The following is a 14435-nucleotide window of genomic DNA, read 5'->3' on the forward strand; positions in this document are numbered from 1 at the left end:
CCATAATTAGCGCCGAGGACATAAGAATGCCTTATTTATTAGCAATTGTACTATCAATTTTCACTTTAACAGGGTGTCAATCTGCTTATTACTCAGCAATGGAGCAGGTTGGGTATCATAAACGAGATATTATGGTCGACCGCGTCGAAGATGCCAAAGAATCTCAACAAGATGCACAAGAAGAATTCACCAGTGCACTTGAAGCCTTATCTGCGATCACCAACTTTGATGGTGGTGAGCTAGAAAATGTCTACAACAACATCAATGACAAATACGAAGATAGCGAAAAAGCGGCTCAAGACGTACGTGACCGTATTGCTGCGATTGAAGACGTATCCGGCGCACTGTTTGATGAGTGGCAAGATGAGCTAGAGCTGTACTCGAGTGCGAAACTGCGTCGTTCAAGCGAGCAAAAGCTACGTGAAACCAAAGCCTCGTACAAAACCATGCTTAGCGCTATGAAGCGTGCAGAGAAAAAGATGACACCGGTACTGGACACGCTGCGTGACAACACGTTGTACTTAAAACACAACCTTAACGCCAGTGCGATTGGTTCTTTGCAAGGTGAGTTCTCTAGCTTAGAGAAGGACATTCAGTTTGCGATCAAACAAATGAACGAAGCGATTGCAGAGTCCGATAAATTCCTACAAAAGCTCAATCAAAAGTAAATGATTTAGACCTCCTCCTAGTGAGGAGGTTTTAGTCGGCGACCTTACCGAGTAAACCGATGACTCTTCGAACAAAGCCTACTCTCTCTGGCACAGTTCCCCATGGTACTTCTATCACTTCATAACCCAACTCAGTATAGACACTCACTAACGACTGATGAATCTCCAATGCTTCTTCAAAGCTGTGCGGACGCACTTCATCTTGTACGTAAATGGATGCTTCAGGTCGACAAGTAAACACCTGACTATGGTACCCAGCGCTTTCGGTTAAGAAAGCTTGGTCAACCTTACAGCCGCCCACTTGTAGGTATGCAATGATGTCGGGGATGGCGCGATCAACAAACGCAACATCATGACAACGCGCATCACTCTTTTGTTTGTCCATCAACCCAAGGCATAACTTGGCAAACTCAGGTAAATTCGTCCACGGCAAAATACCATTTTCTAACTGGCTTTGCTGCTCAATCAAGTCGCGAGACCCTTCAGGAAACGTGGCGTAACCACACGCGTCTAGCGCATTCAGCAGTGTTGTTTTTCCCGCACCAGGCCCACCGGTGATAATAATCGGGTTCATATTCAACTCCAGAAAACAAAAAGCCCCGAGCATAACTCGAGGCTTCTTCTTAATTGAATCGCTTAACGAAAATTATTTCGCGCCACGAGAAGCACGCTTACGGTCGCTTTCCGTTAGGAACTTCTTACGGATACGGATGCTTTCAGGCGTTACTTCTACTAGCTCGTCGTCATCGATGAATTCTAGTGCTTGCTCAAGAGTCATCTTGATTGGCGGAGTAAGAACCTGTGCGTCATCTGTACCTGATGCACGAACGTTGGTTAGCTGCTTACCTTTCAGTGCGTTTACCGTTAGGTCGTTGTCACGGCTGTGAATACCGATAACCATACCTTCGTAAACTTCAACACCGTGACCGATAAATAGACGACCACGCTCTTGAAGGTTGAACAGTGCGTTAGTTAGCGCTTTACCCATCGCGTTCGCGATTAGTACACCGTTTACACGTTGACCGATGTTACCGCCTTTGTGAGGGCCGTAGTGATCAAACGTATGGTAAAGAAGACCTGAACCTGAAGTCAGTGTCATGAATTCCGTTTGGAAACCGATCAGACCACGTGATGGCATAACGAAGTCCATACGCACACGACCTTTACCGTCTGGAGACATGTCTTTCAGCTCACCTTTACGTAGGCCGATGTTCTCCATGATGCCGCCTTGGTGCTCTTCCATTACGTCGATAGTTACCGTTTCGAACGGTTCCATCAACTGACCATCTTCTTCTTTGATGATTACTTCTGGACGAGATACCGCAAGCTCAAAGCCTTCACGACGCATGTTTTCGATCAGGATAGAAAGGTGAAGTTCACCACGACCTGATACGCGGAATTTATCTGGATCGTCTGTTTGCTCAACGCGTAGTGCAACGTTGTGTACCAATTCCTTCTCAAGACGCTCAAGGATGTTACGTGACGTTACGAACTTACCTTCTTTACCCGCGAATGGAGACGTGTTTACTTGGAACGTCATTGTTACTGTTGGTTCATCAACAGACAATGGTGGTAATGCTTCTACTGCGTTTTGTGCACAGATAGTGTCAGAAATTTTCAGCTCGCCAAGACCAGTGATTGCGATGATATCACCCGCGTTAGCTTGTTCCACTTCGTGACGCTCTAGGCCAAGGTAGCCCATTACTGTACCCACTTTACCGTTGCGAGTTTTACCGTCAGCACCAATAATGGTTACCTGCTGGTTTGGCTTAACGCTACCACGAGTTACGCGAGCCACGCCGATAACACCAACGTAAGAGCTGTAGTCTAGCTGAGAAACTTGCATCTGTAGTGGACCATCAAGGTCAACATTTGGCGCGTCAACAACATCAACGATAGTTTGGAATAGTGGTTCCATGTTCTCGCCAGTTTCGCCTTCTTCTAGAGAAGCCCAGCCGTTAAGTGCTGATGCGTAAACTACTTTAAAGTCTAGCTGGTCATCAGTTGCACCTAGGTTGTCGAATAGATCGAACACTTGGTCCATAACCCAATCAGGACGTGCACCAGGGCGGTCAATCTTGTTGATTACAACGATTGGTTTTAGACCGTGAGCAAACGCTTTTTGTGTTACGAAACGCGTTTGAGGCATTGGACCATCGACTGCGTCAACGATAAGTAGTACTGAGTCTACCATCGACATGATACGCTCAACTTCACCACCGAAGTCCGCGTGTCCCGGAGTATCTACGATGTTGATACGGTAATCGTTCCAGTCGATTGCTGTGTTTTTAGCAAGAATGGTAATACCGCGCTCTTTCTCGATGTCGTTCGAGTCCATGACTCGCTCTTCAGCTTCACCGCGAGACTCAAGCGTGCCTGATTGTTGTAGCAGCTTGTCAACCAACGTGGTTTTACCGTGGTCAACGTGCGCGATGATCGCGATATTTCTTAATTTATCAATCTGTGGAGTAGCCATGGATATTGATTCACTTAGATAGATGAAATGCCCCCACGCTGAGAACGGGTGCTCTCTGGCGACATTTGCTGATTAAAAAAACGGCCATAATGTACCAGATTTTAGCAAAAAGCCTAGAAATATGTGATCTACTCCCGAGCATTTCTGCGATTTTTACGCTTAATGCCCATTTTCTTCCTCAGAACGAATTGATTAAACGCAACTTTATTCTAATCGATGCATAATTCAAATTGACTCTTGCTCAAAAACTGGGCTGAATACGCAATGTACCTGTCACATTATGGTGCAACAATGATTCTTGGCACCATAATAGTGCAAGCAAAGATCATTTTGGTGCAGGCAAGTGCACCAAACTAGCATTCAAAAACACAATTGCTTGAAATTAATGGAATATTTTTTTTGGCACGGTTTTGGCTTTAGTTAAAACAGCATCGATTAATGAAAAGTCAAATTGATTAATCAATGCCAGGTTTCATGAATAATTCATAAATCGAGCTTTTACCGCTTATTAACACTGGAGGTTATCCAAGATGTCAGTAGAAAACGTTCTATCGCTGATCCAAGAAAACGAAGTTAAGTTTGTTGACCTACGCTTCACTGATACAAAAGGTAAAGAGCAGCACATTTCGATCCCTGCTCACCAAATCGACGCAGACTTCTTCGAAGAAGGTAAAATGTTCGATGGTTCATCAGTTGCTGGCTGGAAAGGTATCAACGAATCAGACATGGTAATGATGCCTGACGCATCTTCTGCTGTGCTTGACCCATTCACGGAAGACGCAACACTAAATATCCGTTGTGACATCTTAGAGCCTGCAACAATGCAAGGCTATGACCGTGACCCACGCTCTATCGCAAAACGCGCTGAAGACTTCATGCGTTCTACAGGTGTTGCAGATACTGTACTTATCGGTCCTGAGCCAGAATTTTTCCTATTTGATGACGTGAAGTTCTCGACGGACATGTCAGGCTCTTTCTTCAAGATCGACGACGTAGAAGCGGCATGGAACACAGGTTCTGACTACGAAGAAGGTAACAAAGGTCACCGTCCAGGCGTTAAAGGTGGTTACTTCCCAGTAGCTCCAGTAGATTCATCTCAAGACATCCGTTCTGCTATGTGTCTAGTAATGGAAGAAATGGGTCTTGTTGTTGAAGCGCACCACCACGAAGTGGCAACGGCGGGTCAAAACGAAATCGCAACTCGTTTCAACACGCTAACAACCAAAGCTGACGAAATCCAAATCTACAAGTACGTTGTACACAACGTTGCTCACGCGTTTGGTAAAACAGCGACGTTTATGCCTAAACCACTTGTTGGCGACAACGGCAGCGGTATGCACGTTCACCAGTCTCTAGCAAAAGATGGCGTAAACCTATTTGCTGGTGACAAGTACGGCGGTCTATCTGAAATGGCGCTTTACTACATCGGTGGTATCATCAAACACGCTCGTGCAATCAACGCATTCGCTAACCCATCAACAAACTCGTACAAACGTCTTGTACCAGGCTTCGAAGCACCAGTAATGCTAGCTTACTCAGCGCGTAACCGCTCTGCTTCAATCCGTATCCCAGTGGTACCAAGCCCGAAAGCACGTCGTATCGAAGTTCGTTTCGGTGACCCAGCGGCGAACCCATACCTATGTTTCGCAGCAATGCTTATGGCTGGTCTTGACGGTATCAAGAATAAGATCCACCCAGGCGAAGCGATGGATAAAGACCTTTACGATCTTCCAGCTGAAGAAGCAGCAGAAATCCCAACTGTTGCATACTCACTAAAAGACGCGCTAGCAGAGCTAGATGCTGATCGTGAGTTCTTAACAGCGGGCGGCGTATTCTCTGACGACTTCATCGATTCATACATCGACCTTAAGTCTCAGGACGTAGAACGTGTGAACATGACAACTCACCCTGTTGAGTTCGAGCTTTACTACTCTGTGTAAGGTCGACACTGTGTAAAATGTAAACACAGCAATAAAATATTAGGCTCGCCTCGCAGGCGGGCCTTTTTTGTATTCGCCACTCAAGCTTCGACGTTTAACATGAGGGGATAATAAAAATACGCTTAGAATTTTTCCTTACAGGTCAAAGAGCTAAGCCATTGAAACGTGAAATCATCGAACAAGAGAAGGTGAGCAATGAAAGTTCAGCTTATTCCATCACTGTGTGCACTCAGCGGATTGTTAATCGCCTCTATCGCCTTCGCGCAGGTCGCGTATACGTGGGTAGATGAAAATGGCGTGGTTCACTTTAGTGATACACCAAACAAAGGAGCAAAAGCGATCGCACTGCCAAACCTTGAAGCCAGCGCACCAGCTCCTGAGGTAGAAAGTACTGAATCGCTCGCACCTCAGACTACGCCATCTACTGCATCACAAAACAAGCCAGATAAAACAACCGAGAAGCCTCTCCCATTACAACTCTCGATGCTGACTCCCAAGCACAACGAGACCATCCGCAGCAATCGAGGCATCATCAATATTCAATTAGAAACCAATCGCAAGCTTGGTATCGGTGAGCAATTGCAATTGTTACTCGATGGAAAACCTTATGGTGCGCCACAAAGCCATATAGTGTGGCAGTTAAACAATATTGACCGAGGCACTCACACACTTGCTGTGCACGCGAAAAGAAGCGGCAAGCTTATTGCATCTACTAGCCCTATAACGGTGCATTTACATAGAGCAAGTGTTAAGCCGACCGTAAAAGGGGCAAAATAGAATATCTGGTGAAAAAAATCACATCACAGCGATGCTTTTCACTTTTTCTTCTAAGATTTATTCGCCATACTTAACGTTCAATTGCACCATTATTGTGCATCGCACAATCTTAAAGCAAAACAAGGACGTAATGTGGATACCAGTCTTCCTAGTGCCATTCTCAACAATATGGTGACAGCAACGCTGATTCTTGATGATGGATTGGCCATCCGTTATGCCAATCCGGCTGCCGAATTGCTGTTTTCTCAAAGCGCCAAACGAATTATTGAACAATCACTTTCTCAATTGATTCAGCATGCGTCGCTGGATCTCGCGCTGCTCACTCAACCGTTGCAAAGTGGCCAAAGCATCACCGACAGTGACGTCACTTTCGTTGTTGATGGCCGCCCTTTAATGCTAGAGGTGACGGTTAGCCCTATCACTTGGCAAAAGCAGTTAATGCTTCTGGTCGAGATGCGCAAAATTGATCAGCAGCGCCGACTCTCTCAAGAACTGAACCAACACGCCCAGCAACAAGCAGCGAAGCTGTTAGTCCGAGGGCTTGCACATGAGATCAAAAATCCGCTTGGCGGCTTACGCGGTGCGGCGCAATTGTTAGAAAAAATGCTGCCAGAGCCCTCTCTCACCGAATATACACACATCATCATTGAGCAAGCAGACCGTTTAAGGGCGCTCGTGGATCGATTACTAGGACCGCAGAAGCCAGGTAAGAAGACACAAGAGAATCTGCACCAAATTCTTGAAAAGGTTCGCCAGCTGGTTGAATTAGAGTCACAACGCTCAATCATCATTGAACGAGATTATGACCCAAGCTTGCCAGAGATTTTGATGGATACAGACCAAATCGAACAGGCAATGCTTAATATCGTCAGCAACGCCGCACAAATTCTTAGCCATCAAGAACACGGGAAAATAACCATTCGCACCAGAACGGTGCACCAAGCCAATATTCACGGCAAACGCTGTAAACTCGCTGCTCGTGTCGAAATCACAGACAACGGCCCAGGTATTCCACCGGAACTACAAGACACGCTGTTCTATCCCATGGTCAGTGGCCGCGAGGGAGGAACTGGATTAGGGCTATCTATTTCGCAAAATTTGATCGACCAGCACAATGGAAAAATAGACGTAGAAAGCTGGCCTGGTCACACAACATTTACTATTTATCTGCCGATCTGATTGCGCTAATGGACTTCAAGTCGCGTCAGTTTTTCGGTTTGCTGCAAGGATTACTACATGAGTAAAGGATATGTTTGGGTCGTTGATGACGACAGTTCAATTCGCTGGGTAATGGAGAAAACGCTCTCCTCTGCCAACATCAAATGTGAAACCTATGCCGATGGAGAAAGCGTGTTAATGGCGCTCGAACGCGAAGTGCCGGATGTTCTAGTATCAGACATTCGCATGCCAGGTATTGATGGGTTGGAGCTACTAAAACAAGTACAGCGCGATTACCCAGACCTTCCCGTGATTATCATGACCGCGCACTCAGATTTAGATGCAGCAGTGAATGCGTACCAAAAAGGTGCTTTTGAATATTTACCAAAACCTTTTGATATTGATGAAACTTTAACTCTGGTTGAACGAGCCATTGCACACAGCCACGAAAACAAACGCGAGCAGCTCTCTCCAGAAGACATTCCAGCAGAAACGCCTGAAATTATCGGTGAAGCACCAGCGATGCAAGAGGTGTTTCGCGCCATTGGTCGTCTTTCTCGCTCCTCTATTTCAGTCTTGATTAACGGTGAATCGGGCACGGGTAAAGAACTCGTTGCTCATGCACTGCACCGTCACAGTCCACGTGCTAACAAACCTTTCATTGCGCTCAATATGGCGGCGATTCCCAAAGACTTGATCGAATCAGAACTGTTTGGCCACGAAAAAGGCGCGTTTACGGGAGCAAACAATGTTCGTCAAGGACGATTCGAACAAGCCAATGGCGGCACTCTATTTTTAGACGAAATCGGCGACATGCCATTGGACATTCAAACTCGTTTACTACGCGTTCTAGCTGACGGGCAGTTTTATCGAGTGGGCGGTCACTCTCCGATCAGTGTCGATGTACGAATTGTCGCGGCAACACACCAGAACTTAGAAAAGCTGGTGCACGAAGGTGACTTTCGTGAGGACCTATTTCATCGCTTAAACGTGATTCGCGTTCAGATCCCGGCACTGCGTGAGCGTAAGCAAGACATTGAAAAGCTTACACAGCATTTTCTTATCCGTGCGGCTGATGAGCTTGGTGTGGAAACAAAGACTCTCCACCCGTCGACCGTAGAGATTCTTAACCGTCTTGATTGGCCTGGCAACGTGCGTCAATTAGAGAATATTTGCCGTTGGTTAACCGTTATGGCCAGTGGTAGCGAAGTGTTACCAAATGACTTGCCAAGCGAACTACTCGAAGAGAAAAAATCCATTTCAGACTCTGCACATGGTAGTTGGCAAGAACAATTGGCGGATTGGGCACGGCATTCACTCGCAGCAGGAGATAAAGAACTGCTTTCTTACGCTTTACCAGAATTTGAACGCATTTTATTAGAAGCAGCCTTAGAGCACACTAAAGGTCATAAGCAAGATGCCGCTAAAGTATTAGGCTGGGGGCGAAATACACTCACCAGAAAATTAAAAGAATTGTACTGACAATCACTTACGTGGTGCATTAACAACGAGCGTCGTTTGTCACTCGATATTAATAAAAACATCAGTACAATTGTGGCGCACCACCATCTATGTGATTAGGCGATGTCTACTGCTACGACTCAAATTACACTGCGTACTGCTGTTTTGATTCCATTTGTCATGATCTTCTTACTGGCGATCGGTGTCATTGTCTACGTCCAAAAACAAAGTTACGAAGAAGTGGTCACGGATATCAGTGACAAGCAACTTTCCGTGTTAACCGAAAGTGTCCACGACCACCTCAATAGCTATCTACGTAAGCCTTTTACTGCGGTTATGGCTCTCGCGCACAACGTCAGCTATCACAACCTTTATCGCCCTCACGATACCTCAGACATTCAAAACTACCTGCTGAGTGCATTCAAAAATCTTTACCAATCGATACCGCAGTTGGATGTAATCGCATTTGGTTCAGAAAACGGCGACTTTGCAGGCTTTCGCCGCGAGCTTTCCGACGATTACACCTTAATGGTGCAAGATCGCTACACCGATGGTGATCTGGTTATTTATGGGACCAACCATGTGAGTAACAACATTCGAACGGTTATCTCCCAATACGATCCTCGCACTCGCCCATGGTATAAGCCCGTTGCGGAGAGCCAAAACGCCACTTGGTCTGAAATTTATACCAACGCTGATGAACGCCAGGATATTACGCTATCAGCCATGACGCCGGTGTACAAACACGACCAATTTGCTGGTGTTTTGGTGACAGACATTCGTATCAATACATTCAACGAATTCCTGCGCGAGTTAAAATACAACACTAAAGCGTCGGTCTACATCATGGACCCAGATCATCGTTTAATCGCTCACTCAGGCCCGGGAAGCGTCATCTCATGGGGCACAAAATTTTCGGATAAAGGGCAGCGTTTGCTTGCCGCTGAAAACGCAGACCCGATCATCAAAATCAGTGCGAGCCGCGTCCGGTCTTTCGATCTCAACAACACCAAGCAACCTTATACTTTTTCATTTGAACATGATGGACAACGTATTTTCAGTCGGCTAACCCCGTATCGAGACCAAAATGGCTTAACATGGTTTATTGGCACCTCCATTTCGGAGTCCGAGCTTCTCGGCCTGTTACCAAAAAGCCAGCAAGAGAGTTGGCTCGTTGGCATTATTGTAAGCCTATTTGGGATCGCCATCAGTTGGATCATTTTCAACCGAGTTACCAGACCAATTAACGCGACGGCCGCCGCCGCTCAGCACCTGGCAAATGGGGATTGGGATAGCGGCATGCCAAAGCCTGGTTATGTGTATGAGACAACCGTACTAGTTCATGCTTTTAATGAAATGGCGAACAATCTAAGAGCTTCATTCAAAGCATTGCGTGAACAGTTAGTTTATGACTCTCTAACACGCTTATATAGCCGTCAGGGTTTGGTCGAAATCTGTGAAAATCAGTCTCATCTTTGTCACGGCAGTTTATTTTTACTTGGTATCAACAAATTTAGAGATATCAACGACAGTGTGGGTCATCACAACGGCGACCAGTTGTTGGTCAGCATCGCTGAAAGGCTAAAACAGCAGTTTCGTGACAACGCATTATTGGCTCGGATTGGTGGTGATGAGTTCGCGGTGTTTCTCTCAAATGTCGACACTGAAACCAAAATTAAACAAACCGAGCGTCGATTACAGCAACTCTTTTCCACCCCATTTATGGTGGAAGGCGAGAATGTAGTGATGAAGATTTCACTTGGTATTGTACAAACCCAGCCAAACGAAACCATGCCTTTATGGTTACGCAACGCCAGCATCGCATTAAGTTACGCTAAACAAGACTCACTGACTGGTGTTTGTCACTACAGCCCAGAACTAGCGAGCGCTTCAAAGTTTCGTACGCAAATGCTGACCAAGATCCAAACTGGCATTGAAAACCGAGAGTTTATTCCTCATTACCAACCGATTGTGGATCTCGTCAGTGGCACAGTGTGTGGCGCCGAAGCACTGGCGCGTTGGCATAGCGACTCAGGTATGGTGTCACCATTAGATTTTATCCCAATCGCGGAAGAAAGCGGCATGATCAAAGCCATCGGCCAACAGATTCTGTTACAAGCTTGTCGCGACACTTACCAAGCGATCGAAAGCAAACAGTGGCCGTCGGACTTCCAACTGCATGTGAATATCTCCGTTAATCAACTATCTTGCCCAAGTTTTGTTGATACGGTGACAAGCGTATTGGATATCACGAAATTACCAGCAAGTAACCTCACACTAGAGATCACAGAATCACGCATCATTGATAGCGCACCGACCACACTAGAAAACATGACTAAACTGCGTGAAATGGGTATTGGTATCGCGATAGATGACTTTGGCACCGGTTACTCATCACTGGGTTACCTCCACTCTCTACCGTTTACTTGCTTGAAGATTGATCGCACCTTCATCAATCAACTCACACAAGAAAACTTAAACAGTTCAGTCGTCGCTGCCGTCATCAATATCACAGCAGGTCTCAAAACTAATGTCGTCGCGGAAGGTGTCGAGGATAGCAATCAAGCACAATTACTGCGCTCTTTAGGCTGTAATCAGGTGCAAGGCTTCTACTACAGCCGCCCTATGCCACTAGAAGAATGGCCAACACATTTGGTGAACATGAAGTAGAAAAGAGCGAGAATCGTTGATTTCCTAGTCATCCTCTACTGACAATCTACCCAACTGTTATTTATACTTAACTGCAAATCTTACCCATGTATTGTCACAGATGATGTTTGGGCCCTGTTCCAGTTCATAACTATCCGGATCGACAAAATGATAACGAAGAACCTTCCTCTTACTGATTTGCACCGTCACCTCGACGGTAACATTCGTACTAAAACGATTCTTGAGCTAGGCCAAAAGTTTGGCATTGCCCTACCAGCGTACGATATTGAGTCTCTCACTCCTCACGTTCAAATTGTCGAAGCGGAACCCTCTCTTGTTGCTTTCCTTTCTAAGCTCGACTGGGGTGTTGCTGTACTGGGCGATCTAGATGCGTGTCGTCGTGTCGCGTACGAAAACGTAGAAGACGCGCTAAACGCACAAATCGATTACGCAGAGCTGCGTTTCTCTCCTTACTACATGGCGATGAAACACAAACTACCAGTAGCGGGGGTTGTTGAAGCCGTCGTGGACGGTGTGCAAGCGGGTATGCGCGATTTTGGCGTGAAAGCCAACCTGATCGGTATCATGAGTCGCACATTTGGCACTGACGCATGTCAACAAGAACTGGACGGCATTCTGAGCCAGAAAGATCACATCGTTGCCGTCGACCTTGCGGGGGACGAGCTAGGCCAACCGGGTGATCGCTTTGTGTCTCACTTCAAGCAAGTACGCGATGCTGGCCTTGGGGTAACGGTCCATGCTGGTGAAGCAGCAGGTGCAGAGAGCATGTGGCAAGCAATCAATGAGCTGGGCGCAACTCGTATCGGTCACGGCGTAAAAGCGATTCACGATCCAAAACTGATGGATTACCTAGCAGAAAACCGCATTGGTATTGAATCTTGCCTGACGTCAAACTACCAAACAAGTACAGTAGAAACGCTAGAAAACCACCCTCTCAAGCAGTTCCTAGAGCATGGCGTTCTTGCGTGTCTGAACACTGACGATCCAGCGGTTGAAGGCATCGAACTGCCATACGAATACGAAGTAGCAGCACCAGCCGCTGGTCTGAGCCAAGACCAGATTCGCCAAGCGCAAATCAATGGCCTTGAGATTGCGTTCCTTTCAGAAGCAGAAAAAGCGGAACTGAGAGAAAAAGTAAAAGATCGCGCTTAAATCCAGCGAAAACATAAAAAATGCCAGCATCTGCTGGCATTTTTTATATCTTGAATCTGTATCTCTGATTAAATAACACGAGAGAATTGTTGCTGACGCGCCTTCGCTCGCAGGTACTTATCGAAGCTCATACAAATATTACGGATCAGCAAACGACCTCGCAGCGTCACACGAATTTCATTGTCATCCACTTCCACCAGCTCATCGTTAATAAAGGTCTGAAGTAGCTGTAAGTCTTCTTTAAAGTACTGATCAAACTTCACTTTAAACTCAGACTCAATGGCTTTCTTGTCTAACTTGAAGTTACAAATCAGCTGCTTAATCACTTCACGACGGAGCAAATCATCGGAGTCCAGCGAGACCCCTTTCCATAGAGCGTGACGAAGTTCGTTGACTTGAGCGTAGTATTTCTTCAGCTCTTTCTGGTTTTGCGCGTAAGCATCGCCGATCATCGAGATTGCAGAAACACCAAAGCCAACCAAGTCACATTCACCTTGTGTGGTGTAGCCTTGGAAATTGCGATGCAAAATACCTTCGCGCTGGGCAACAGCAAGTTCATCGTCCGGCAAAGCAAAGTGGTCCATACCGATAAATTGGTAGCCAGCACCAGTCAGTGTCGCGATGGTGTCTTGCAGAATCGCCATCTTCTCCTCTGCTTTTGGCAGGTCTTCGTCTTTAATCTTACGCTGCGCTGCAAATAGCTGTGGCATGTGCGCGTAGTTAAACACGGATAGACGGCCCGGCTGCATCTCTAGCACTTGTTCTAGAGTCTTGGCAAAAGATTCTTTGGTCTGCTTCGGTAAACCGTAAATCAAATCTAGGTTCGTCGAACGAAAGCCTAACTCTTTTGCGCGCGCAACCATCGCAACGATGAACTCTTCATCTTGCTCACGATTCACCAGTTTTTGCACTTCTTTGTTGAAGTCCTGCACACCGATGCTCAAGCGATTGAAGCCTTCACTACGCAGATGATCCAGCATGGTCAGCTCGATTTCACGCGGGTCAACCTCGATACTGATTTCAGCATCGCTACTAAAAGTAAACTCTTGGCGTAGCAGGCTCATTACACGCGTGATTTGCTTTTCAGAGAGAAACGTCGGTGTACCACCACCAAAATGCAATTGCGTCACAGTGCGACCAACAAGTAATGCAGCACGTTGACGAATTTCGTGTTCAAGCACGTCGAGGTATTCATCCGCTTTGTGCGAGTGGCGTGTAATGACTTTATTACATCCACAGTAGTAACAAAGCTTGTGACAGAACGGAATGTGTACGTACAGCGATAATGGGCGTTCTGGGTATTGAGTGCATGCCATATCATAATCAGAAATGGTGAACGCTTCATGAAACTCCAGCGCCGTTGGGTACGACGTATAACGAGGCCCGGAATAGTTGTACTTATCCAATACCGCTTGATCCCAGACGATTTGCTGTTTCGATTCAGTGTGTTGATTCGACATGGTGGTACTTTCCGTTAAATGCTAGGGCAACGAAAGCCGTCACCCGATATTCAGAGCCGCTATTTTGCCATACGACGATGACAAGCGTGGCAACGCCGACTGGCTTTTTAAGTATAAAACTAAAGAAGTGCTAGCGTGATCACGATACCCCCATTAGCCATAAGGAGACTATTGGGGGTCGCGCTTAAATCATCTGAATATTGATTTGATTATTCAGTGGCTGGACGTTTTTCTGCAACACTTTGAGCTCCTCAATAATCGCATCAGTGAGGCGGCTTTCCGCTTTATGACGCGTCAAGTTCTGTTGCATACGCTCTTTCTTGGCAAGTTGTTGGCGTTCTTCGCCACGCGCCATATCTTTCACGATGTGGTAAAGCTCAGAAATCGCAGGGTACGTTTTATCGAAATCAACGCGGTCTTCACCTTGTACATAATCCATGATGTTATACACACGGATACTGATTTCAGATAAATCGCACTGGCCTTGAATGCCCGCCTGACACAAGGTATGCACATTCTCAAAAATGTTGGCGTTACGTTTGTCTATCGCCAATTTTTGATGCTTCAGCTGCAATTCCTTTTGCTTTTTCAATTGAAGCAGAAGGTAACCTGCATAAGAAGCGAGTGCGATGATAATCACAACACCAGCAATAGCTAATAAGGTTACATTCAT

The 14435-nt window shown here is 46.2% G+C and carries 11 protein-coding genes; 7 read left to right on the forward strand and 4 right to left on the reverse strand.

Annotation, left to right across the window (positions count from 1 at the left end):
• The first annotated feature begins 26 nt into the window (after positions 1-26).
• Positions 27-668, forward strand: coding sequence for a DUF2959 domain-containing protein (locus R7Q38_RS15570; RefSeq protein WP_005382972.1), 642 nt, complete (start codon positions 27-29; stop codon positions 666-668).
• A gap of 31 nt (positions 669-699) precedes the next feature.
• Here the strand turns inward: R7Q38_RS15570 and R7Q38_RS15575 are convergent, their stop codons facing one another.
• Together R7Q38_RS15575 and typA are read right to left on the reverse strand one after the other, a co-directional pair.
• The gene (locus R7Q38_RS15575) at positions 700-1242 is read right to left on the reverse strand and encodes an AAA family ATPase (protein ID WP_005382971.1); all 543 of its coding nucleotides are present in this window, start codon (positions 1240-1242) and stop codon (positions 700-702) included.
• Positions 1243-1314: 72 nt separating this feature from the next.
• Positions 1315-3144, reverse strand: a complete 1830-nt coding sequence (typA, locus tag R7Q38_RS15580; protein ID WP_005379276.1) for a translational GTPase TypA — start codon at positions 3142-3144, stop codon at positions 1315-1317.
• A 530-nt stretch (positions 3145-3674) separates the two neighbouring features.
• Between typA and glnA the strand changes: the two genes are divergently transcribed.
• The 6 genes from glnA to add all read left to right on the forward strand — a co-directional run bounded on the left by glnA (position 3675) and on the right by add (position 12302).
• The gene (gene glnA, locus R7Q38_RS15585; protein ID WP_005379275.1) at positions 3675-5084 is read left to right on the forward strand and encodes a glutamate--ammonia ligase; all 1410 of its coding nucleotides are present in this window, start codon (positions 3675-3677) and stop codon (positions 5082-5084) included.
• A 195-nt stretch (positions 5085-5279) separates the two neighbouring features.
• Complete coding sequence (locus R7Q38_RS15590; protein ID WP_213915139.1) at positions 5280-5861, forward strand: DUF4124 domain-containing protein; 582 nt, start codon at positions 5280-5282, stop codon at positions 5859-5861.
• 132 nt (positions 5862-5993) lie between these two features.
• Complete coding sequence (glnL, locus tag R7Q38_RS15595) at positions 5994-7040, forward strand: nitrogen regulation protein NR(II) (RefSeq protein WP_017821940.1); 1047 nt, start codon at positions 5994-5996, stop codon at positions 7038-7040.
• Between the two features lie 57 nt (positions 7041-7097).
• Complete coding sequence (gene glnG / locus R7Q38_RS15600; RefSeq protein WP_005379267.1) at positions 7098-8501, forward strand: nitrogen regulation protein NR(I); 1404 nt, start codon at positions 7098-7100, stop codon at positions 8499-8501.
• 102 nt (positions 8502-8603) lie between these two features.
• On the forward strand, positions 8604-11150 hold the full coding sequence (locus tag R7Q38_RS15605; protein ID WP_138939675.1) for an EAL domain-containing protein: 2547 nt from the start codon (positions 8604-8606) through the stop codon (positions 11148-11150).
• Between the two features lie 147 nt (positions 11151-11297).
• Positions 11298-12302: an adenosine deaminase gene (add, locus tag R7Q38_RS15610; protein ID WP_005379257.1), complete on the forward strand. Its 1005-nt coding sequence runs from the start codon at positions 11298-11300 to the stop codon at positions 12300-12302.
• A 68-nt stretch (positions 12303-12370) separates the two neighbouring features.
• Here the strand turns inward: add and hemN are convergent, their stop codons facing one another.
• Both hemN and R7Q38_RS15620 read right to left on the reverse strand, forming a co-directional pair.
• Positions 12371-13762 carry an oxygen-independent coproporphyrinogen III oxidase gene (gene hemN, locus R7Q38_RS15615; RefSeq protein WP_017635016.1) on the reverse strand — a complete coding sequence of 464 codons (1392 nt, stop codon included), beginning with the start codon at positions 13760-13762 and terminating at the stop codon, positions 12371-12373.
• A 184-nt stretch (positions 13763-13946) separates the two neighbouring features.
• The gene (locus R7Q38_RS15620) at positions 13947-14435 is read right to left on the reverse strand and encodes a DUF2489 domain-containing protein (RefSeq protein ID WP_005379254.1); all 489 of its coding nucleotides are present in this window, start codon (positions 14433-14435) and stop codon (positions 13947-13949) included.

It is taken from the genome of Vibrio sp. Vb0598, from assembly GCF_033338935.1.
Classification (GTDB): Bacteria; Pseudomonadota; Gammaproteobacteria; order Enterobacterales; family Vibrionaceae; genus Vibrio; species Vibrio alginolyticus.

What these genes read in the sequence shown, in the direction of transcription:
- R7Q38_RS15570 (WP_005382972.1), top strand. Translation starts at nt 27, where the DNA reads ATGCCTTATTTATTAGCAATTGTACTATCAATTTTCACTTTAACAGGG.
- R7Q38_RS15575 (WP_005382971.1), bottom strand. Translation starts at nt 1,242, where the DNA reads ATGAACCCGATTATTATCACCGGTGGGCCTGGTGCGGGAAAAACAACA.
- typA (WP_005379276.1), bottom strand. Translation starts at nt 3,144, where the DNA reads ATGGCTACTCCACAGATTGATAAATTAAGAAATATCGCGATCATCGCG.
- glnA (WP_005379275.1), top strand. Translation starts at nt 3,675, where the DNA reads ATGTCAGTAGAAAACGTTCTATCGCTGATCCAAGAAAACGAAGTTAAG.
- R7Q38_RS15590 (WP_213915139.1), top strand. Translation starts at nt 5,280, where the DNA reads ATGAAAGTTCAGCTTATTCCATCACTGTGTGCACTCAGCGGATTGTTA.
- glnG (WP_005379267.1), top strand. Translation starts at nt 7,098, where the DNA reads ATGAGTAAAGGATATGTTTGGGTCGTTGATGACGACAGTTCAATTCGC.
- R7Q38_RS15605 (WP_138939675.1), top strand. Translation starts at nt 8,604, where the DNA reads ATGTCTACTGCTACGACTCAAATTACACTGCGTACTGCTGTTTTGATT.
- add (WP_005379257.1), top strand. Translation starts at nt 11,298, where the DNA reads ATGATAACGAAGAACCTTCCTCTTACTGATTTGCACCGTCACCTCGAC.
- hemN (WP_017635016.1), bottom strand. Translation starts at nt 13,762, where the DNA reads ATGTCGAATCAACACACTGAATCGAAACAGCAAATCGTCTGGGATCAA.
- R7Q38_RS15620 (WP_005379254.1), bottom strand. Translation starts at nt 14,435, where the DNA reads ATGAATGTAACCTTATTAGCTATTGCTGGTGTTGTGATTATCATCGCA.